The 18,797-nt window shown below is 70.1% G+C and carries 20 protein-coding genes; 15 read left to right on the top strand and 5 right to left on the bottom strand.

What is annotated here, in order from left to right:
* Positions 1 to 43: 43 nt before the first annotated feature.
* The gene (locus ACIQWX_RS10725) at positions 44 to 493 is read left to right on the top strand and encodes a DUF4190 domain-containing protein (RefSeq protein WP_400868085.1); all 450 of its coding nucleotides are present in this window, start codon (positions 44 to 46) and stop codon (positions 491 to 493) included.
* On the opposite strand, the gene ACIQWX_RS10720 is transcribed toward ACIQWX_RS10725, so the two are convergent.
* The gene (locus tag ACIQWX_RS10720) at positions 414 to 866 is read right to left on the bottom strand and encodes a hypothetical protein (RefSeq protein WP_400868084.1); all 453 of its coding nucleotides are present in this window, start codon (positions 864 to 866) and stop codon (positions 414 to 416) included. The genes ACIQWX_RS10725 and ACIQWX_RS10720 overlap by 80 nt on opposite strands.
* Positions 867 to 921: 55 nt before the next feature.
* Here ACIQWX_RS10720 and ACIQWX_RS10715 point away from each other — a divergent pair, with 55 nt between their 5' ends.
* From ACIQWX_RS10715 to ACIQWX_RS10700, 4 genes are all read left to right on the top strand, one after another.
* Positions 922 to 1,509 carry a TetR/AcrR family transcriptional regulator C-terminal domain-containing protein gene (locus tag ACIQWX_RS10715; protein ID WP_400868082.1) on the top strand — a complete coding sequence of 196 codons (588 nt, stop codon included), beginning with the start codon at positions 922 to 924 and terminating at the stop codon, positions 1,507 to 1,509.
* Positions 1,510 to 1,654: 145 nt separating this feature from the next.
* Positions 1,655 to 3,382 (top strand): TIGR03767 family metallophosphoesterase, encoded by a 1,728-nt coding sequence (locus ACIQWX_RS10710; RefSeq protein WP_400868080.1) that lies wholly within the window; start codon positions 1,655 to 1,657, stop codon positions 3,380 to 3,382.
* 55 nt (positions 3,383 to 3,437) lie between these two features.
* Entirely contained in the window at positions 3,438 to 3,839 is a 402-nt protein-coding gene (locus ACIQWX_RS10705; RefSeq protein WP_013230138.1) for a PaaI family thioesterase, read from the top strand.
* Between the two features lie 71 nt (positions 3,840 to 3,910).
* Positions 3,911 to 5,173 (top strand): peptidase C39 family protein, encoded by a 1,263-nt coding sequence (locus ACIQWX_RS10700; protein ID WP_400868077.1) that lies wholly within the window; start codon positions 3,911 to 3,913, stop codon positions 5,171 to 5,173.
* A 41-nt stretch (positions 5,174 to 5,214) separates the two neighbouring features.
* On the opposite strand, the gene ACIQWX_RS10695 is transcribed toward ACIQWX_RS10700, so the two are convergent.
* Positions 5,215 to 5,664 carry a carboxymuconolactone decarboxylase family protein gene (locus ACIQWX_RS10695; protein ID WP_400868075.1) on the bottom strand — a complete coding sequence of 150 codons (450 nt, stop codon included), beginning with the start codon at positions 5,662 to 5,664 and terminating at the stop codon, positions 5,215 to 5,217.
* Between the two features lie 76 nt (positions 5,665 to 5,740).
* On the opposite strand from ACIQWX_RS10695, the gene ACIQWX_RS10690 reads away from it, so the two are divergent.
* From ACIQWX_RS10690 to ACIQWX_RS10675, 4 genes are all read left to right on the top strand, one after another.
* Positions 5,741 to 6,607 carry a sigma-70 family RNA polymerase sigma factor gene (locus tag ACIQWX_RS10690; protein WP_400868073.1) on the top strand — a complete coding sequence of 289 codons (867 nt, stop codon included), beginning with the start codon at positions 5,741 to 5,743 and terminating at the stop codon, positions 6,605 to 6,607.
* A 50-nt stretch (positions 6,608 to 6,657) separates the two neighbouring features.
* Positions 6,658 to 7,209, top strand: coding sequence for an HAD domain-containing protein (locus tag ACIQWX_RS10685; protein WP_400868071.1), 552 nt, complete (start codon positions 6,658 to 6,660; stop codon positions 7,207 to 7,209).
* Positions 7,210 to 7,247: 38 nt separating this feature from the next.
* Positions 7,248 to 8,345, top strand: coding sequence for an S-(hydroxymethyl)mycothiol dehydrogenase (locus tag ACIQWX_RS10680; protein WP_400868069.1), 1,098 nt, complete (start codon positions 7,248 to 7,250; stop codon positions 8,343 to 8,345).
* A 65-nt stretch (positions 8,346 to 8,410) separates the two neighbouring features.
* Positions 8,411 to 8,965, top strand: coding sequence for a gamma-glutamylcyclotransferase family protein (locus ACIQWX_RS10675; protein WP_400868067.1), 555 nt, complete (start codon positions 8,411 to 8,413; stop codon positions 8,963 to 8,965).
* Here the strand turns inward: ACIQWX_RS10675 and ACIQWX_RS10670 are convergent.
* On the bottom strand, positions 8,943 to 10,562 hold the full coding sequence (locus ACIQWX_RS10670) for an FAD-binding oxidoreductase (RefSeq protein ID WP_400868065.1): 1,620 nt from the start codon (positions 10,560 to 10,562) through the stop codon (positions 8,943 to 8,945). The two genes, ACIQWX_RS10675 and ACIQWX_RS10670, sit on opposite strands and share 23 nt — an antisense overlap.
* 97 nt (positions 10,563 to 10,659) lie before the next feature.
* On the opposite strand from ACIQWX_RS10670, the gene ACIQWX_RS10665 reads away from it, so the two are divergent.
* The 6 genes from ACIQWX_RS10665 to ACIQWX_RS10640 all read left to right on the top strand — a co-directional run bounded on the left by ACIQWX_RS10665 (position 10,660) and on the right by ACIQWX_RS10640 (position 15,911).
* Entirely contained in the window at positions 10,660 to 11,223 is a 564-nt protein-coding gene (locus tag ACIQWX_RS10665) for a TetR/AcrR family transcriptional regulator (RefSeq protein WP_400869517.1), read from the top strand.
* Entirely contained in the window at positions 11,220 to 12,758 is a 1,539-nt protein-coding gene (locus tag ACIQWX_RS10660; RefSeq protein ID WP_400868063.1) for a glycerol-3-phosphate dehydrogenase/oxidase, read from the top strand. The genes ACIQWX_RS10665 and ACIQWX_RS10660 overlap by 4 nt, the downstream gene beginning before the upstream one ends.
* A 258-nt stretch (positions 12,759 to 13,016) precedes the next feature.
* On the top strand, positions 13,017 to 13,286 hold the full coding sequence (locus tag ACIQWX_RS10655; protein ID WP_400868061.1) for a helix-turn-helix transcriptional regulator: 270 nt from the start codon (positions 13,017 to 13,019) through the stop codon (positions 13,284 to 13,286).
* Entirely contained in the window at positions 13,283 to 13,816 is a 534-nt protein-coding gene (locus ACIQWX_RS10650) for a hypothetical protein (RefSeq protein ID WP_400868059.1), read from the top strand. The genes ACIQWX_RS10655 and ACIQWX_RS10650 overlap by 4 nt, the downstream gene beginning before the upstream one ends.
* Positions 13,813 to 14,724, top strand: a complete 912-nt coding sequence (locus tag ACIQWX_RS10645; RefSeq protein WP_400868057.1) for an ABC transporter ATP-binding protein — start codon at positions 13,813 to 13,815, stop codon at positions 14,722 to 14,724. Before ACIQWX_RS10650 ends, ACIQWX_RS10645 begins: the two co-directional genes overlap by 4 nt.
* A complete protein-coding gene (locus ACIQWX_RS10640) occupies positions 14,721 to 15,911 on the top strand; it encodes an ABC transporter permease (protein WP_400868055.1) in 1,191 nt (396 codons plus the stop codon). Before ACIQWX_RS10645 ends, ACIQWX_RS10640 begins: the two co-directional genes overlap by 4 nt.
* A gap of 41 nt (positions 15,912 to 15,952) precedes the next feature.
* Here the strand turns inward: ACIQWX_RS10640 and ACIQWX_RS10635 are convergent, their stop codons facing one another.
* Positions 15,953 to 17,299: a cryptochrome/photolyase family protein gene (locus tag ACIQWX_RS10635; protein WP_400868053.1), complete on the bottom strand. Its 1,347-nt coding sequence runs from the start codon at positions 17,297 to 17,299 to the stop codon at positions 15,953 to 15,955.
* Between the two features lie 60 nt (positions 17,300 to 17,359).
* On the bottom strand, positions 17,360 to 18,676 hold the full coding sequence (locus ACIQWX_RS10630; protein WP_400868051.1) for a citrate synthase: 1,317 nt from the start codon (positions 18,674 to 18,676) through the stop codon (positions 17,360 to 17,362).
* Positions 18,677 to 18,797 lie beyond the last annotated feature (121 nt).

Raw genomic sequence — 18,797 nt, 5'->3', positions numbered from 1 at the left:
CGTCCGGGCGACTTCGCTGGGGACGGACAGAAGTGGGTGCACGGTGACCAGTTACGACCCTTACCAGCCGGATCAGCAGTTCCCTGCCCCGGCCGAACCGGTGTACCCGCCTTCGGCGCCGCAGTACGCGGTCCAGCCGTACGTGACCCAGCCGTACCCGGCCTACGGTCCCCAGCCGATGTACGGCGCCCAGCCGTACCCCGCCTACCAACCGCTGATGACCAGCGGCATGGCGGTCGCCGGCATGGTTGTCGGCATCATCGCGCTCGTCACCTTCTGGATCCCGTTCGTCGACCTGGTCCTCGGCTTCCTGGCGATCGGCCTGTCGTGGGGCGGCATGGTGCAGGCCGACCGGCCGGGCTACACCGGCAAGGGCATGGGCATCGCCGGCCTGGTCTGCGGGATCGTCGCCGTCATCCCCGCGCTGATCGTGATGCTGTTCTTCTTCGGTCTGTTCGCCGCGGCCGGGACCGCGTGCGGAATCGCCTGCTGACCAGCACCACCGTCAGCACGAGCGCACCGCCGTCGGTCACCACCGACGGCAGCAGCCCCACCCAGCCGTACAAGTCCACCGTCGCCCGCCACACCGATGGCGGGATCGCGAACACGCCCGCGGCCTGCGTTGCGTTCACCGCCAGCACCAGCCAGAACACCCACGGGCGCCCCGTGAGTGCCAGCAACCCCAGCAGGTTGCCCACCAGGTAGACGTCGCCGACCAGGCGCAGGCCCGTCAGGAAGCCGTCCGAGACCGGCGTTCCCGCGAGCGATGCCGCCCGCGCGACCAGTTCGGCGTCGATCACCACGAAGTTCTGCAGTGCCGTACCGATCGCGAAGACCAGCGAGCACCCCGCAATCCACCAGCGCATCACGTCCCCCTCTATCAGTGATAGAGACCACTCTATCACTGATAGAGTGCGCCGGGTGACGCTCGATCGCCGACAGATCACCGACGCCGCCCTCGCCCTGCTCGACGAGGTCGGCCTCGCCGAGCTGAGCACCCGGCGGCTCGCCGCGCGGCTCGGCGTCAGCTCGCCGACGCTCTACTGGCACGTCAAGGACAAGGCCCAGCTCCTCGACCTGCTCGCCGAAGCCGTCTGCGAAGACGCGTTCGACATCGACGAGACGCGGGACTGGCGCCACCAGCTCGAGCAGGGCCTCCACCAGTTCCGCGCGATCGTCCTGAAGCACCGCGACGCCGCGACACTCCTGCGTGAACGCCCGCCCGGCCCGAACCGGCTCGCCCACATCGAGCAGACCGCCCGGATCCTGCTCGAAGCCGGCTTCACCCCCGAAGACACCGCGGGCATCGCGCGGCTGCTGACCGCGCACGTCCTCGCGTCGGTCGAGCGCCCCGGGAAACCGGACCCCGAAGCCGCGAAAGCCTTCCAGGAGAACCTGAAGAACTACCCGAACGCGCGCGCACTCGGGTTCACCAAGCTCGGCGCCGACGACCTGTTCGCACTCGGCACCGAAGTCATTCTCGACGGGCTCGCCCAGCGGCGGAAATGACCACGACCTTCGGCGGTACACCCCACCCCGAAGCCTGTGACAGGGTGGATTGAACTGTCACGGTGAATGTTTTTCACGTTCACCCCGCGTCCACCCACGTCCGGCACGGTGCTGGGCAACCGAGAAGACTGGGGAGCGAACAACCATGGCCGAACTCACCCGGCGCGCCGTCGCCACCGCGGGCGCCGCCGGTCTCGGACTGCTGCTGTGCACGCCCACCGCGAACGCCCTCGACCGCGCACTGCGGCTCACGAGCACGCGCTCGGTCACCACGTCCGGCACCACGCTCGAGCAGGCCGCCGCCGCCGTCACCGCGGGCCCGGCCTACACCCGGCTCCAGGGCGGCCCGGGCTGGCCGCTCGTCGTCCGCAGCGACCTCGCCACGCCGAAGTCCGGGCGCGACGACCGCCGCCGCGCGCTCAGCGCGTTCGTGCAGTTCACCGACCTGCACATCACCGACACCGAAAGCCCCGCGCGCTTCGAGTACCTGCACCCGTTCATCGGCTCCGCGCACCGGCCGCAGGAAGCGCTCGGCACGATCGCGACCAGCGCGCTCGTCGAGCGCGTCAACAGCGTGCGGCAGGGCCCGTTCACCGGACGGCCGTTCGACCTCATGGTCACCACCGGCGACAACACCGACAACCACGAGCTGATCGAGCTCGACTGGTTCCTCAAGGTCCTCAACGGCGGCAGCGTCACGCCGAACTCCGGCGCCACGAACGCCTACGAGGGCGTGCAGAGCTCCGGCAACGAGGCGTTCTGGAACCCGGCCATCCCCGGCGTGGGCGACGACTACTCCGCCAAGGGCTTCCCGCAGCTGCCCGGCCTGCTCGAAGCCGGCATCGGGACGTTCACCGCGCCCGGCCTCGACGTCCCGTGGTTCTGCACGTTCGGCAACCACGACGACAGCATCGTCGGCTCGCTGCCGGCGCAGATCCCGGGCATCGACGCCTGGTACACCGGCCGATACAAGGTCATCGGTAAGGACGAGAGCACTTCGAGGAAGCTCGCCGACGCCATCAAGAAGGGCTCGAGCGTCCCGGTCGCCGAGCTGTTCGGCGGCTCGGGCACGATCCGCGAGGTGACGCCGGACGCGCGGCGCCGCCCGTTCACCACCGGCCAGTTCGTCCAGGCGCACCTCGACGCGGCCAACACCGGCCCCGGCCCGGTCGGGCACGGTTTCACCAGCGCCAACGCCGACGGCAAGAACGTCTACTACACGTTCCGGATCGCGCCGGGCATCACCGGGATCAGCCTCGACACGACGACCGACGCCGGGTTCGCCGACGGCTCGATCGGCCTCGCGCAGTACAACTGGGTCGAGTCGACGCTGAAGCGGAGCAGCTCGACGTACTACGACTTCTTCGGCCGCAAGGTCGTCCACGACGTCACCGACGAGCTGTTCCTGCTGTTCAGCCACCACACGAGCGGCACGATGACCAACCTGCTGCCGGACTCGCGCCACCTGCTCGACCCGCGTCTGAACGGCGACGCGTTCGTCGCCCTGCTCAAGCGGTTCCCGAACGTGCTGGCGTGGGTCAACGGCCACACGCACCTCAACAAGATCACGCCGCACGCGGGGAACACGCCGCAACAGGGCTTCTGGGAGATCAACACGGCGTCGCACATCGACTTCCCGCAGCACGCGCGGATCGTCGAGGTCGCGGACAACGCGGACGGCACGTTGTCGCTGTTCACGACGTTGATCGAGGCGGAAGCCCCGTACGCCGTGGACTACGGTTCCCGGACGCCGCAAGCGCTTGCGTCGCTCTACCGCGAGCTGTCGTACAACGACATCCACACCGACCTCGGCCGCGTCGGGGACCCCGCGGACCACAACACGGAACTGCTGCTCGTCAACCCGCTGAGCTGAGCGCGTTACGCGCGAGGTAATCGCCCTCGGGCCGGGCGTGCGGCACAGTGACCGCATGACCGATCCCGAGGGCACGCAGCTCTTCCACCGTTCCATGCCGTTCTCCGAGCGCCTGGGCGTGGAGGTGCTGGAGCACGGGCGCGAGCTCGTCCGCAGCCGGCTGAAGTGGGACGAAAGCCTCTGCACGCTCGGCGGCGCGCTGCACGGGGGCGCGCTCATGGCGCTGGCCGACTCGACCGGCGCCGTGTGCGCGTTCCTCAACCTGCCCGAAGGCGGCCAGGGCACGACGACCGTCGAGTCGAAGACGAACTTCCTGCGCGCGGTGCGTTCGGGCTACGCCGTTGCGTCGTCCAGACCACTGCACGCCGGCCGCAAGTTCGTCGTGGTGGAGACGGAGATCCACGACGACGACGGCAAGTTGGTCGCGAAAGTGACACAGACCCAGGCCGTCCTCTAGGTACCTGTTTACAGACCCGGCCGGAGCGGCGAAAATCCCTGGCTACTGGGTGGGTCTATCAGGGAGCCGGGATGCGCGTACGCAAGTTGTTCACCTTATTGTCGGTAGTCGTGTTAACAGCTGTAACCGCGCAAGTCGCCGAGGCCGCGCCCGCCCGGCCCCACGACGACGAGGCGATCGACTACCACGAATGGAACGGCGGGCGCTTCCACGAAGGCGGTTTCGCCGGGCTCGCGCTGACCCGCGACGGCCTCCGCATCACGCGCCCGGCCGGCACGGTGGAGCACACCGAGCCGGAACTGGGCACGACGAGAACGTACGAATACGGCCAGTGGACGTCGCCGGAGTACCGCGAGGGCTTCGGCGCGACGCAGCTGGTCGCGTCCTGGAACGCGCGGACGCCGGCGAAGACGTGGCTGCAGGTCGAGGCGCGCGGCCGGACGTCGGCCGGCGTCGAAACCGCGTGGTACGTGATGGGCCGCTGGGCCAGCGGCGACGGTGACATCCTGCGCACCAGCGTCGACGGCCAGGACGACGCGAACGCGGCGGTCGACGTCGACACGCTCGTCATGAAGACCGGCGTGACGCTGAAGTCGTACCAGCTGCGGGTCAACCTCTACCGCGAAGCCGGCTCGCACGCGACGCCGTCGGTGACGTCGCTGGGCGCGATGACTTCGGCGGTGCCGGACCGCTTCGACGTCCAGACGACGAAGCCGGGCCGCGCCACCGGGATCGAGCTGAAGGTGCCGGCGTACGCGCAGAACCTCCACAAGGGACAGTTCCCGCAGTACGGCGGGGGCGGCGAAGCGTGGTGCAGCCCGACGTCGACGGAGATGGTGGCCGAGTACTGGGGCAAGAAGCCGTCGGCGGCGGAGATGTCCTGGATCCCGGCGGACTACGTCGACCCGTCGGTGGCGTTCGCGGCGCGCTACACGTACGACCACGCGTACGACGGCACGGGCAACTGGCCGTTCAACACGGCATACGCGGCTTCGCGCGGCCTGCGCGGTCACATCACGCGGCTGCACTCGCTGAACGAGCTGGAGAACTACATCGCGCGGGGCATCCCGGTGATCACGTCCCAGTCGTTCCTGTCGGAAGAGCTGGACGGCGCGGGTTACGGGACAGCCGGCCACATCATGGTGGTCGTCGGCTTCACGAAGGACGGCGACGTGATCGCGAACGACCCGGCGTCGAGCAGCAACGACCGCGTGCGCAACGTGTACAAGCGCGACCAGTTCGAGAAGATCTGGCAGCGGACGAAGCGCTACCGCGCGGACGGGACCGTGGCGAGCGGCCCGGGCGGCATCGCGTACATCATCACCCCGGCCTGACCGGGATCCGGCGGGGCGCCGGGGTGGCGCCCCGCCGGGTTTCACCAGGCCTTGCCCGCCTGCTGCTTCGTCGTGCGGTTGATGCGGTTGAAGAAGTTGGTGAGCGCGATGTTCAGGGTGATCGCACCCAGCTGCTTCTCGTCGAAATGCTTGGCCGCGGCCGCCCAGACCTCGTCGGTCACGCCCGGCTCTCCGTCCTGAATCCGGGTGGCGGCCTCGGTCAGCGCGAGGGCGGCCCGCTCCGGCTCGGTGAAGAACGGCGTCTCGCGCCACGCGACGACGCTGTGCAGCCGCTCGTCGGTCTCCCCGCGGCGCTTCGCCGACTGGATGCCCCCGTAGACGCACGGGCTGCAGCCGTTGATCTGGCTGGCCCGCAGGTGGACCAGGTCGAGCAGCAGCGGGTCGACGCCGCCGTCCTGCACCGCCTTGACGATCCGCTGGATCGCGCCGAACACCTCGGGGTCGCCCGAGTCCGTGAGCCGTGGTTCCATCGTTCCTCCTGCTGTTACCTGTGGTGGTCCGGATCCGTCATCCCCATGACGGAGCGGAACCGAGGAAGGTAACGACATGCCCGACACGATGACCGAGGTCTTCGAGGCGCAGCGCGACCGGCTGCGCGCGGTCGCCCACCGCGTGCTGGGTTCGCACGCGGACGCCGAGGACGTGGTCCAGGAGGCGTGGCTGCGGCTGTCCCGCCAGGACGCGGCGGCGATCGACAACCTCGCCGGCTGGCTGACGACGGTGGTCGGCCGGCTCAGCCTGGACGTCCTGCGCTCGCGCCGGTCCCGTCCCGAGGCGCCCTACGACGAGATCGTGGTGGCGGTCGACGAGGGTCCGGCGCCGGAGGACGACGTCGCGCTCGCGGATTCGGTCGGGCTGGCGCTGCTGGTGGTCCTGGAGTCCCTGGCGCCGGGCGAGCGGCTGGCGTTCGTGCTGCACGACCTGTTCGCGGTGCCGTTCGAGGAGATCGGCCGCATCCTCGGCAAGACCCCGGGCGCGACGAAGATGCTGGCGAGCCGGGCGCGCAAGAAGGTCCGCACACCGGTGGGTCCTTCGGGCGCGGGGAAGTCGCAACGCGAGGTGGTGAACGCGTTCCTGAGAGCGGCCCGAGACGGCGACTTCGAGGAGTTGCTGCGGGTCCTGGACCCGGAGGTCCGCTTGACGGTCGACACCCCGGACGGCGTGGTGGTGGTCCTGGGGGCCACGAACGTAGCGGCGGGAGCCCGCATCGGAGCGGCGGCGGGCGGCCAGGAGGTCCTGGTGGGCGGGCTGCCGGGCGTGGTGGCGTGGCACGCGGACGGCAGGCCGATGTCGGTGGTGGCGTTCACGGTGGTGGGCGGCCGGATCACGGGCATCGCGGCGGTGGCCGACCCGGCGAGGCTGGCGGCGATGGAGCTGCCGGAGCCGCCCGAAACTGTCGGTGCCGGCCGATAAGCTGGAAACCGGGGGCCGGAGGCACGCGCTCGTGCCAAACTGCGGGAGCCATGCCCCGCCCACTGCTGTTCCTCGACGTCGACGGCCCGCTGATCCCGTTCGGGCGGAGTTCCGGCGAGTACGAGCACTTCACGGACACCGACCTGGGCAATCCCCTGCTCGCCCGGCTCGACCCGCGCCTCGGTCCGCGGCTGCTGGCGCTCGGGTGCGACCTCGTCTGGGCCACCACGTGGCTGGAGGACGCCAACGAAGTCGTCGCCCCGCTGCTGGGCCTGCCCCAGCTGCCGGTGCTCGACTTCCCAGAGGAAGACACCAGCCCGGGAGCGCACTGGAAGACCCGGCGGATCGTCGAGCACGCGGCGGGAGGCCCGTTCGCCTGGATCGACGACGAAACCACCGACACCGACCGGACCTGGGTCGCGGGCCACCACCCGGGGCCGGCTTTGCTGGTCACCGTCGCCGCCGGCACCGGACTCACCGGCCACGACTTCGAACTCGTCGCCGACTGGGTCAGCAGAGTTGCGCAAGACGCAACCTGTTGCGCCCAACCCACCAAGACTCACTCATGCGGATGTCGCCATCCCAGCGTGATCCGTGATTAGCTGCGGGCACATCCAGCAAAGCCGGAAGGTGGATTCGCATGCCGTACGAGGTGCAGGGGGTCGTTTCGCGGGCGAAGGGCGAGCCCGTCTCGCTGGAAACCGTCCTCGTGCCCGATCCCGGTCCCGGCGAGGCCGTCGTGAACGTCCAAGCCTGCGGGGTCTGCCACACCGACCTGCACTACCGCGAAGGCGGCATCAACGACGAGTTCCCGTTCCTCCTCGGCCACGAGGCCGCCGGGGTCGTCGAAGCCGTCGGCGAGGGCGTCACCGATCTCGCGCCCGGCGACTACGTCATCCTCAACTGGCGCGCCGTCTGCGGCACGTGCCGGGCCTGCAAGCGCGGCAAGCCGTGGTACTGCTTCTCGACCTTCAACGCCGCCCAGCCGATGACCCTCCAAGACGGCACCAAGCTGTCGCCCGCCCTCGGCATCGGCGCCTTCCTCGAGAAGACGCTCGTCCACAGCGGACAGTGCACGAAGGTCAATCCCGAAGCCGAACCCGCGGTCGCCGGGCTGCTCGGCTGCGGCGTCATGGCCGGGCTCGGTGCCGCCATCAACACCGGCGCCGTCACCCGCGGTGACTCGGTCGCCGTCATCGGCTGCGGTGGGGTCGGGGACGCCGCCATCGCCGGCGCCAAGCTCGCCGGTGCCACGACCATCGTCGCGATCGACACGGACGACCGGAAACTCGGCTGGGCGAAGGACTTCGGCGCGACGCACACCGTCAACAGTCGCGGGCTCAGCGAAGAAGCTGTCGTCGAGGCCATGCAGGACGCCACCAACAGCTTCGGCCCGGACGTCGTCATCGACGCCGTCGGGCGCCCGGAGACCTGGCGGCAGGCCTTCTACGGCCGCGACCTCGCCGGCACCGTCGTCCTCGTCGGCGTCCCAACACCGGAGATGCGCCTGAACGACCTGCCGCTGATCGACTTCTTCTCGCGCGGCGGCTCGCTCAAGTCGTCGTGGTACGGCGACTGCCTGCCGAGCCGCGACTTCCCGATGCTCGTCGACCTCTACCTGCAGGGCCGGCTGCCGCTCGACAAGTTCGTCACCGAACGCATCGGCGTCGACGGCGTCGAGCAGGCCTTCGAGCGCATGCACCACGGCGACGTCCTGCGCAGCGTGGTGACCTTCTGACCCTCTTCACCGACGACGAGTACCCGGCCGAGCCCTACCCGGGCACCCGGCCGGGCCACTCGTTCGTGCACGTCGACGGCGTCGGGCACCCCCTGGAAACCGCGCCGAACGGCTGGCGCGACCGGATGGCCGTGCTGGCCTACGGCTCGAACGCGAACCCGTCGAAGATCACCTGGCTGCGCGCGCGGCTCGGCCTCGAAGGCCCGGTCGTCGTCGCGCACGCACGCTGCGCCGGGCTCGCCGCCGTGTGGGCCGCCGGCTTCCGCGTGGTCGACGACCAGCGCCCGGCCACCCTCACCGCGCTCGACGGCGTCGAGGACCACGCCATCTGGTTCGTGACGCCGGACCAGCTGGCCGTGCTCGACCGGTGCGAGGGCCGCGGCACGCGCTACCACCTGGCCCGGCTGACCGAACCCGACATCACGCTCGAAGACGGCACCCGGCTGACCGAGGTCCACACGTACGTCGGCGCCGCGCCGATCCGCTACCCGCTGCTCGTCGACGGCAAGCCCGTGCGCACCACCGACCTCCCGCAGGCTGAAGCGGCGAAGCTCGACGGCGTCGCCGCGGACGGCCACGGCGTCCCCTGCGAAGTGCTCAAACCAGCTTACCCGGGTTGAGGATGCCGCTCGGGTCCACTGTGGACTTCGCCGCGCGCAGCACTTCGACGCCCAGTGAGCCGATTTCAGCCTGCAGGTAGGGCGCGTGGTCGACACCGACGGCGTGGTGGTGCGAAATCGTGCCCAGGCCGACGATCGCCTCGCACGCCGCCGCTTTCGCGCGCTGCCACTGTCCTATCGGGTCACTTTCGTCGCGGGCCGTCAGCACCGTGAAGTAGAGCGACGCGCCCGTCTCGTACGCGTGCGAAATGTGGCACATGACGATCGCGCGCCCAAGAGACGCCGTCAGCGCCGCCCGGACGTCGTCGCGCAGCTCGTCCACATTGGACCAGTAAGCCGCGGTCTCCAGCGTCTCGACGCAGACTCCCTGATCCAGCAACGCATCCCGCTGCCGGGGACCGGCGAACCGGCCGTGGCGCCACGACTCGCCGAGCGCCTTGCCGACGCGCACAGCACCCGCCGCCTTCAGCCGCCGCGTCGTCTCACGGCGGCGCAGCGCCACGTCGTGCGCGGTGCCTTCCCAGCCGACGATGAGGAAACACGGGTGCGGCACGCCGCGCGCGGCGAGGTACCGGCGCAGCGCCGCCGTCTTGAGGCCGGCGTTCAGCGCCAGCGAAACCTCGGTCTCGTCCACATCGGACAGCCGGGTGACGTCGGCGAGCGCGTGGTGCTGCGCGAGGTCGCGGACGGCCTCGCGGCCCGCGTCCCAGCCGGGCAGGGCGTATCCCTCGTAGCGGCGGACCGGCGGCGCCGGACGCACCCGCAGCGACACCTCCGTGATCACGCCGAGCGCGCCCTCGCTGCCGATCGCGAGCTGGCGCAGGTCCGGCCCGGCCGCCGACGCGGGCGCGACACCGAGCTTCCATTCGCCACGCGGGGTGGCCAGCCGCACGCCGGTGACCATGTCCTCGAACCGGCCGTAGCCCGACGACGCCTGCCCGGCCGAGCGCGTCGCCGCGAAGCCGCCGATCGTGGCGCGCTCGAACGACTGCGGGATGTGCCCGAGCGTCAGGCCGTGCTCGCCGAGGAGGCGCTCGGCCTCGGGCCCGCGGACGCCGGCCTGCAGGACGGCGATGCGCGACTCGGCGTCGACCGACACCAGCGCGTCGAGCCGGACGAGGTCGAGCGCGATCACCGACGCCTTGTCGCCGCGCAGCGCCGCGACACCGCCGACGACCGAGGTCCCGCCGCCGAAGGGCACGACGCCGACGTCGTGCGTCACGCAGACGTCGAGCACCGCCTGGACTTCGTCCGGGTCCGCGGGCAGCACGACCGCGTCGGGCACCGGGAAGTCCGCGCCGGGCGAACGGCGGCGCAGAAGGTCGAGGTAGGACAGTCCGGTCGCGCGCGCCAGGCGGGCCGCGGCGTCGACCAGCACGTTTTCCGCACCGACCACTTTCGACAACGCTGCGGCAGCAGATTCGTCCAGTTTCGGTGACGGTATTTCCACCGGCAAATTCCCGGCTGGGGCAGCACCGGAAGCCGCCTGGCCTATACGCTGTTCAAGCCACTTGGCCGCCCGCGCGGGCAGCCGGGCGGCGTCGGCGGCTTCCGGGGTCCAGGACCGGCGGAGGCGGTGGTCAATGAGCGCGTTCACCGATACAGTGTGACACATGGACGTGAAACGTCACACCACTTCGACCGCGGGATCGTCCGCGCTCGCGGACACCCGCAACCGCCAGACGGCGACGCGCGTGGCCGATGACGTGCTGCTCGACGCCGCGCGCTCGTGCGTGCTGGCCGTCGGTGTGCGCCGCACCACACTCGCCGAAATCGCCCGCACCGCGCGCGTCAGCCGGATGACGGTCTACCGCCGGTTCCCCGATGTCCGCAGCGTGCTCGCGGCGCTGATGACCCGCGAGTTCAGCGGGCTGCTGCGCACGGCGAGCGAGCGCGGGGCCGACGCCGCGCACAGCCGCGAGCGGCTCGTGCTCATCGCGTCGGCCGGCGTCCGCGCGCTGTCGGCCGACCCGCTGTTCCGCACCCTGCTCGACGTCGACCCCGAGCTGGTGCTCCCGTACATCGTGGAGCGTCTGGGCGCGACGCAGAAGTTCGCCGAGCAGGCCCTGCACCAGCTCCTGGAGGCCGGTCACCAGGACGGCTCGATCCGGCGCGCACCGGTCGCGGCGCAGTCCCGGTCGGTACTGCTGGTGGTCCAGTCCTTCGCGTTCTCACTGCGCCCGGCAACGGCGGACGTCGGCGAGAACGCGCTGCTGGCGGAGTTCACGCACGTGCTCAACGCGGCGCTGAAGCCGTGACGTCCGGCTCGCTCAACGCGCGGCGCCGCGAACGGGAGCTCGCGGAGCTGGCGGCGGGCGAGCGCGTCGACATCGTCGTGGTCGGCGGCGGCGTGACGGGAACGGGCATCGCCCTGGACGCGGCTTCGCGCGGGCTGTCGGTGGCGCTGGTCGAGGCACACGACCTGGCGTTCGGGACGTCCCGCTGGTCGTCGAAGCTGGTCCACGGCGGACTGCGTTACCTGGCACACGGCGAGCTGGGCCTCGCACACGAGAGCGCGGTCGAGCGCGGCATCCTGATGACGCGCACGGCCCCGCACCTCACGCGCGCGATGCCGCAGCTGTTCCCGTTGTACCCCAGCACATCCCGCGCACAGCAGGCTTTGGTGGCGGCGGGCTTGCGTGCCGGCGACGGCCTCCGCCGGGCAGCGCGAACCCCGTCGTCGGTGCTGCCGCGGCCGCGGTCGATCCCGGTCGCCGAGGCGTTGGCGTTGGCACCCGGACTTTCCCCGCGAGGTTTGCGCGGCGCCCTGCTGGCCTACGACGGCGCTTTGGTCGACGACGCGCGATTGGTGGTGTCCCTGGCACGAACGGCAGCGTCGTTCGGAGCCCGCATCTTGACCCGGTTGTCGGCCACATCGCTGACAGCGGACCGGGTTTCGGTGGTCGACGGCGTTTCCGGTTCCACTGTGGACATCCACGCCCGCCAGGTGATCAACGCGACGGGCGTGTGGGCGGGAACGCTGACCGGCTCGGTCCGGCTGCGACCGTCATTGGGATCGCACCTGGTGCTGGCGCCGGGGACGGTCCCGATGGGGACGACGTCGCTGAACATCGGCGTGCCGGGCGAGACGAACCGGTTCGTGTTCCTGCTCCCCCAGCCGGACGGGCGCGTCTACTTGGGACTGACGGACGAGCCGGTTTCCGGACCGATCCCCGACGTGCCGGTGGTTCCCGAGTCCGATGTGGACTTCCTGTTGTCGTTGGCGTCTTCGGTGTTGGCCCGTCCGTTGACTCGCGCCGACGTGGCCGGGTCGTTCGCGGGGTTGCGGCCGTTGGTCGAGGGCGGCGGACGGTCGGCGGACCTGTCCCGGAAGCACGCCGTCCTGGCGGGTTCGGACGGGTTGCTGACGGTGGTCGGCGGAAAGTTGACGACTTACCGGCGGATGGCCGAGGACGCGGTCGACGCGGCGGTGAAGCTGGCCGGCCTCGGCGTTTCACCGTGCCGAACGGCGCGATTGCCCCTGCTCGGGGCGGCGCCTCGGTCGAGCTTGTCCCTTGTGGACGCATCGCCGCGGTTGGTGGGCCGGTACGGAACGGAGGCGCCGCGGGTGGCGGCTTTGGGCGAGCTGGACGCGGAGTTCGCCGAGCCGGTGGCGCCGGGAGCGGAGATCACGGCGGCCGAGGTGGTGTGGGCGGTCCGCAACGAGGGAGCGCTCGACGTGGCGGACGTACTGGAGCGCCGCACCCGGCTGGCACTGATCCCAACGGACGCGGCGGCCGCGCGGGCGCGGGTCGCGGAGCTTGTCGACAAGTCGCTAGCCGGCCTCGCCTGAGCTGCCAACCAGCCACCCCGCACGACAGACCCCCGCCCTCCCTGGGGGGCGTGCCCACGTCCAGTCTATCGGCGACCACCGACAGCAGGCTCATTCCGAGCACCGCGGCGGCCCACCTGTCCACATCACGGCCGACCTGTGGATACCCGTGCCAGCGAACACGGCAGTTGAGTGCAGCGCGGGACACAGCCCGAGCGCCAACTCGACTTGATGTGCACTTAACTTGACGACTCGTTGTGTTTTTGCAACAGTACGTTCATGAGTCCGGTCAGACGCGGCAAGGAGCTGCCGATCTTCAACCGGCTTCCCGTGCTCCGGGCCGAACGGGGCCTGAGCCGCGCCGCGCTCGCGAACGCCGTCGAAGTCAACCCGCAGACCATCGGCGCCCTCGAGCGGGGCGACCACTACCCGAGCCTGGACCTGGCCTTCCGGATCTGCGCGGTGTTCGACCTGCCGGTCGAAGCGGTGTTCAGCCGCGAACCGTTCACGCCGTTGTCCACCCAGGTCTACCGCGAGGGGGGAGCATGACCACGAAACTCGCCGCCTACTGGGAACGCCAGCTGGACAAGATGGACCAACGGGAACTCCGGCACGCCAAGCGGCTGCCCGGCTGGCGCACCCGGAAGCACCGCCGAACCCTCGCCGTCGTCGTGGCGGCCGGGGATCTCGGCCTGGTCGCCGGCGCCTTGGTCTTCACCACCGGTGACGACTGGGTCTACGGCGCCGTCTGGGTGAGCAGCATGCTCGTCGGGGCCAGTGCGTTCGTGCTGCTGCGGATCCTCACCGGCCGGATGAGCGGGGGCTTCTCGCGGCTGCTGGACGAACGCGAGCGCGAATGGCGCCACCGCGTCACCTACATCGGCTTCCAGATCCTGAGCTACCTGATGATCGCCGCGATGATCTACGGCATCTTGGTGGCCGACACCGAAAACGGCGGCTTCCGCGGGGCGATGATGCTGTCCGCGCTGCTCGTCACCGGCACCACCATCCCCACGATCATCCTGGGCTGGGCACTGCCTGACGACGACCCCGAGGACTTCGAAGAGGGGATGGCATGAAGGGGACACTGGAGATCGACGGGATCTCCAAGCGCTACGGCGCCAAGGTCGCGCTGGACGGCGTCACGTTCGACGTCCGCGCCGGGGAGCTGTTCGGGTTCGTCGGCAGCAACGGCGCCGGCAAGACCACCACCATGCGGATCGCGCTCGGCGTCCTCGCCGCCGACGCCGGCGAGGTCCGATTCGACGGCGAAAAGATCACCCACGAGACGCGCACCCACATCGGCTACATGCCCGAGGAACGCGGCCTCTACCCGAAGATGAAGGTCCTCGAGCAGCTCGTCTACCTCGCCGAGCTGCACGGCCTCACCGCGAACGAAGCCCACCGCAACGCCGAAAACTGGATCACCAGGCTCGGGCTGGCCGACCGCCGCAAGGACGAGGTCCAGAAGCTCAGCCTCGGCAACCAGCAACGCGTCCAGCTGGCCGCCGCGCTGGTGCACGACCCGGCCGTGCTGGTGCTCGACGAGCCGTTCTCCGGCCTCGACCCGCTCGCCGTCGACGTCATGAGCGGCGTGCTGCGCGAGAAGGCCGCGGCCGGCGTGCCGGTCGTGTTCTCCAGCCACCAGCTCGACCTCGTCGAGCGGCTCTGCGACCGGGTCGGGATCATCCGCGCCGGCCGGATGGTCGCCGTCGGCACGGTCGATGAGCTGACGGCCGGGGCGCGCAGCAAGCTCGTCGTCACCGCGCCCGCCGCGCCCGAAGGGTGGGCCGCCGGCCTGCCCGGCGTGCGCGTCCTGGAAAACCACGGCGTCACCACGGTTCTCGACCTCGACCCGAGCGCCGACGACCAGGCCGTGCTCGCCGCCGCGCTGGCGACCGGGCCGGTCACCGAGTTCAGCCGCCGTCGCCGGTCGCTGACCGAGCTGTTCCGCGACGCCGTGTCACAAGAAGGGGTCCAGCGATGAGGAAGCTGAGCGGACGGCGGGCCGTCTGGCTCGTCATGAAGCGCGAGCTGAACACGCGCCTGCGCACGCGCTCGTTCGTCGTCGGCACCGTGGTGCTTCTGGTACTGCTGCTGGGGTACGTCGGATTCCAGACGTCGCTGGCGGGCTCGGCCGACAAGAGCACGGTCGGGCTCACCGGCCAGGCGACCGGGATCGCGCGGCAGCTGCAGGTCGCGGCGGCGCAGTCCGGGCGGCACGTCGACACGGTCACCGTCACCGACCCGGCCGAGGGCCGCGCGAAGGTGGAGGACGGCGACCTCGACGCGCTCGTCTCGGGCAGCGCGGCGAAGCTGACCGCCACCTACAAGTCCTCTTTGGACGATCAGCTCCGCAAGGTGCTCGACCAGGTTGCGCAGCAACAGGTTCTCGACGGCGTGCTGTCGTCCGCGCAGCTCGAGCCGGCCGAGGTGATGGCTCAGGTCGACGGCACCCACGTGCAGGACGACCCGATCTCGCCGGAGCCGGCCGACCAGACGCAACGGCTCGTCGTCGGCCTGATCGTCGCGTTCCTGCTCTACATCAGCATCATCACCTACGGGATGATGGTCGCCCAGGGCGTCGTCGAGGAGAAGTCCAGCCGGGTCGTGGAGATCCTGCTCGCCAGCGTGCGGCCGTGGCAGTTGTTGCTGGGCAAGGTGATCGGGCTCGGGCTGGTCGGGTTGACGCAGCTGGTGATCCTCGGCGCGGCCGGGCTCGCCGCGGCGTCGGCGACCGGGGTCTTCTCCCTGTCCGGCTTCGCCACCGGCACGCTGCTGTGGGGCCTGCTCTGGTACCTGCTCGGTTTCCTTTTGTACGCCACGATCTACGGCGCGTTGGGGTCGCTCGTCTCACGGCAGGAGGACACGCAGTCGGTGGTCTCGCCGCTGAACATCATCCTCATCGTCGGATTCATCGCCGGGATCAACCTGCTGCTGCAGGACCCGTCCGGCTCGGGGACGAAGGTGCTGTCGCTGATTCCGCTGCTCTCGCCGATCCTCATGCCGGCCCGGATCTCGACCGGCGCCGCCGCGGGCTGGGAGATCGCGCTTTCGCTGGGGCTGACGATCGCGCTGGTCGCGGTGCTGACCTGGCTGGGCGGCAAGATCTACGGCAACAGCGTGCTGCGCATCGGCAGCCGCATCAAGCTGCGGGAGGCCCTGCGCGGCTGACGCTCGTGAGTGGGAAACAGGGTTCTAACCCTGTTTCTCACTCACGAGGTGATCTTGCCGTACCGCTCCAAGGAAACCTGGCGCTCGTGGGCGTGGTCGACCATCGGCTCGGGGTAGTCCGCCGGGCGGTCCTTCAGCTGGTGGACCGCCTTCCCGGGCACCGAACGCAGCTCCGGCACGTACTTGCGGACGTAGTCGCCGTTCGGGTCGAACTTCTCCCCCTGCGTCGTCGGGTTGAAGATCCGGAAGTACGGCGCCGCGTCGGTGCCGCAGCCGGCGACCCACTGCCAGTTCAGCTGGTTCGACGCGAGGTCACCGTCCACGAGGTGCTTCATGAAGTGCCGCGCGCCGAGCCACCACGGCAGGTGCAGGTCCTTCACCAGGAAGCTCGCGACGACCATCCGGACGCGGTTGTGCATCCAGCCCTCGGCCAGCAGCTGCCGCATCCCGGCGTCGACGATCGGGTAGCCCGTCTTGCCCGCGCACCACCGCTCGAAAGCCTCGGGGTCGTCGTCGTGCTTCATACCGTCGAAGCGTTTGTCGTAGTTCTTCCGCGCGGTTTCCGGGCGGTTCCACAGGACGTCGGCGTGGAACTCGCGCCAGCAGATCTCGCTGCGCAACGACTTCGCGCCGACCCGCTCATCACCGGAAAGGTCGGCCAGGATGGTCCGCGGGTGAATGTTCCCCCAACGCAGGTACGGCGAAAGCCGCGTGGTGCCCTCGCGGTCCGGCCGGTCGCGGTCGGCGTCGTACGTCTCGATCGGGCCGTCGAGGAAGTCGTGCCAGGCCTCCAGCGCGGCCTGCTCACCCGGCTCCGGCAACGTCGCCGAGACGCGCGGTGTCCGAGGGATCTTCAGCGAACGCGGCGGCTCGACCCAGTCCACAAGGGACGGTCCGGTGTCGGCCGGCGAGTGCCAGCCGCGTCCGGTCCACGCCCGGTAGAACGGCGTGAAGACGCGGTAGGGATCACCGTCCGGCTTGGTGACCTGCCCGGGTGTCACGGCGTAGGGCGATCCGGTCTCGACCCAGTCGATGTTGTTCTCCGCCAACGCTTTCGCCACGGAAGCGTCCCGGCGCCGGCCGTACGGGCCGGTGTCGGCACTGACGTGCACCGCCGCCGCGCCGATCTTCTTCGCCGCCTTCACGACCTCGGTCGCCGGCTCGCCGCGGACCAGCATCAGCCGGCCGCCGAGCTGCTCGTTCAGCTTCTCCAGGCAGCCGTACATGAAGGCTTCACGCGGCGCCCCGCCGGGCTTGAGAAGCGCCTCGTCGAGGACGTACAGCGCGAGAACGTGCTTGCTGTGCTTGGACGCCTCGAGCAGGGCGGCGTGGTCGCCCAGCCGCAGGTCGCGGCGGAACCACAGGACGACGGGCGCTTCTTTGGTCACGCGGCCCAACGATAAGCGCCCCGCCGTGCGGGTGCACGGCGGGGCGCTGACCAGGGTGACTCAGCGGTCGGACATCGGGACGTAGTCCCGCGACGCGTAGCCGGTGTAGATCTGCCGCGGGCGGCCGATCTTGGTGGCCGGGTCGTTGATCATCTCGCGCCAGTGCGCGATCCAGCCCGGGAGCCGGCCCAGCGCGAACAGCACCGTGAAGAACTTCGTCGGGAAGCCCAGTGCCCGGTAGATCAGGCCGGTGTAGAAGTCCACGTTCGGGTACAGCTTCCGCTCGACGAAGTAGTCGTCGGAAAGCGCCGTCTCCTCGAGCTTCTTGGCGATGTCGAGCAGCTGGTCGCCGCCCTTCAGCTTGCCGAGGATCTCGTCCGCGGTGTTCTTGATGATCTTCGCGCGCGGGTCGTAGTTCTTGTAGACCCGGTGCCCGAAGCCCATCAGCTTCACGCCCTTTTCCTTGTTCTTCACGCGCTCGACGAACTTGGCGACGTCGCCGCCGTCCTTCTGGATGCCTTCCAGCATGTCGAGCACCGCCGCGTTCGCGCCGCCGTGCAGCGGGCCGAAGAGGGCGTTGATGCCGGCCGAAATCGAGGCGAACAGGTTCGCCTCGGACGAGCCGACCAGGCGCACGGTCGAGGTCGAGCAGTTCTGCTCGTGGTCGGCGTGCAGGATGAACAGCAGGTCGAGCGCCTTCACGACGTCCGGGTCGACGTCGTACGGCTCGGCCGGGAAGCCGAAGGTCATCCGCAGGAAGTTCTCGACCAGGCCGAGCGAGTTGTCCGGGTACAGCAGCGGCTGCCCGACGGACTTCTTGTACGCGTAGGCCGCCAGGGTCGGGACCTTGGCGAGCAGGCGGATGGTCGACAGCTCGACGTTCGGCTCGTCGAACGGGTCGAGCGAGTCCTGGTAGAAGGTCGACAGGGCCGACACCGCGCTGGACAGGACCGGCATCGGGTGCGCGTCGCGCGGGAAGCCGCTGAAGAACGCCTTGAGGTCCTCGTGCAGCAGCGTGTGGCGCTGGATCTTTTCGGTGAAGTCGGCCAGCTGGGCCTCGGTCGGCAGCTCGCCGTAGATCAGGAGGTAGGAGACCTCGACGAAGGTCGACTTCTCGGCCAGCTGCTCGATCGGGTAGCCCCGGTAGCGGAGGATTCCGGCGTCACCGTCGATGTAGGCGATGGCGGACGACGCGGCGCCGGTGTTGACGAACCCGGGGTCGTAGGTGATGTACCCCGTCTGCGCCAGCAGCTTCCCCAGTTCGATCCCGGGCGCGCCCTCGACCGGGTGGACGATCTTGAACTCGTGCTCGCCACTCGGCAGGGTCAGCTTCGCGGTTTCGCCGCCGGACTGCCCCGCAGTCGTCGCGTCGGACATGCAAGTCCCTCTCACGTTCGGCACGGGTCGGCGGCGCCTGCGGGTTCCACAGGTAGCCACGTGTTCACGCGAGGAAACACTGGCGCCTCGCTGCACACCGCCCCGCTGGGGTATGAAGAAT

It is taken from the genome of Amycolatopsis sp. NPDC098790 (assembly GCF_044759945.1).
Lineage (GTDB): Bacteria > Actinomycetota > Actinomycetes > Mycobacteriales > Pseudonocardiaceae > Amycolatopsis.
The sequence above is the reverse complement of the archived record's forward strand: the minus strand, read 5'-3'. Positions and strand labels throughout refer to the sequence as shown.

Bases quoted from the DNA above. Each gene is read 5' to 3' on its own strand.
- ACIQWX_RS10680 (WP_400868069.1), top strand. From the start codon at position 7,248: ATGCCGTACGAGGTGCAGGGGGTCGTTTCGCGGGCGAAGGGCGAGCCC.
- ACIQWX_RS10700 (WP_400868077.1), top strand. From the start codon at position 3,911: ATGCGCGTACGCAAGTTGTTCACCTTATTGTCGGTAGTCGTGTTAACA.
- ACIQWX_RS10655 (WP_400868061.1), top strand. From the start codon at position 13,017: ATGAGTCCGGTCAGACGCGGCAAGGAGCTGCCGATCTTCAACCGGCTT.
- ACIQWX_RS10640 (WP_400868055.1), top strand. From the start codon at position 14,721: ATGAGGAAGCTGAGCGGACGGCGGGCCGTCTGGCTCGTCATGAAGCGC.
- ACIQWX_RS10695 (WP_400868075.1), bottom strand. From the start codon at position 5,664: ATGGAACCACGGCTCACGGACTCGGGCGACCCCGAGGTGTTCGGCGCG.
- ACIQWX_RS10720 (WP_400868084.1), bottom strand. From the start codon at position 866: ATGCGCTGGTGGATTGCGGGGTGCTCGCTGGTCTTCGCGATCGGTACG.
- ACIQWX_RS10690 (WP_400868073.1), top strand. From the start codon at position 5,741: ATGCCCGACACGATGACCGAGGTCTTCGAGGCGCAGCGCGACCGGCTG.
- ACIQWX_RS10650 (WP_400868059.1), top strand. From the start codon at position 13,283: ATGACCACGAAACTCGCCGCCTACTGGGAACGCCAGCTGGACAAGATG.
- ACIQWX_RS10710 (WP_400868080.1), top strand. From the start codon at position 1,655: ATGGCCGAACTCACCCGGCGCGCCGTCGCCACCGCGGGCGCCGCCGGT.
- ACIQWX_RS10630 (WP_400868051.1), bottom strand. From the start codon at position 18,676: ATGTCCGACGCGACGACTGCGGGGCAGTCCGGCGGCGAAACCGCGAAG.
- ACIQWX_RS10685 (WP_400868071.1), top strand. From the start codon at position 6,658: ATGCCCCGCCCACTGCTGTTCCTCGACGTCGACGGCCCGCTGATCCCG.
- ACIQWX_RS10645 (WP_400868057.1), top strand. From the start codon at position 13,813: ATGAAGGGGACACTGGAGATCGACGGGATCTCCAAGCGCTACGGCGCC.
- ACIQWX_RS10705 (WP_013230138.1), top strand. From the start codon at position 3,438: ATGACCGATCCCGAGGGCACGCAGCTCTTCCACCGTTCCATGCCGTTC.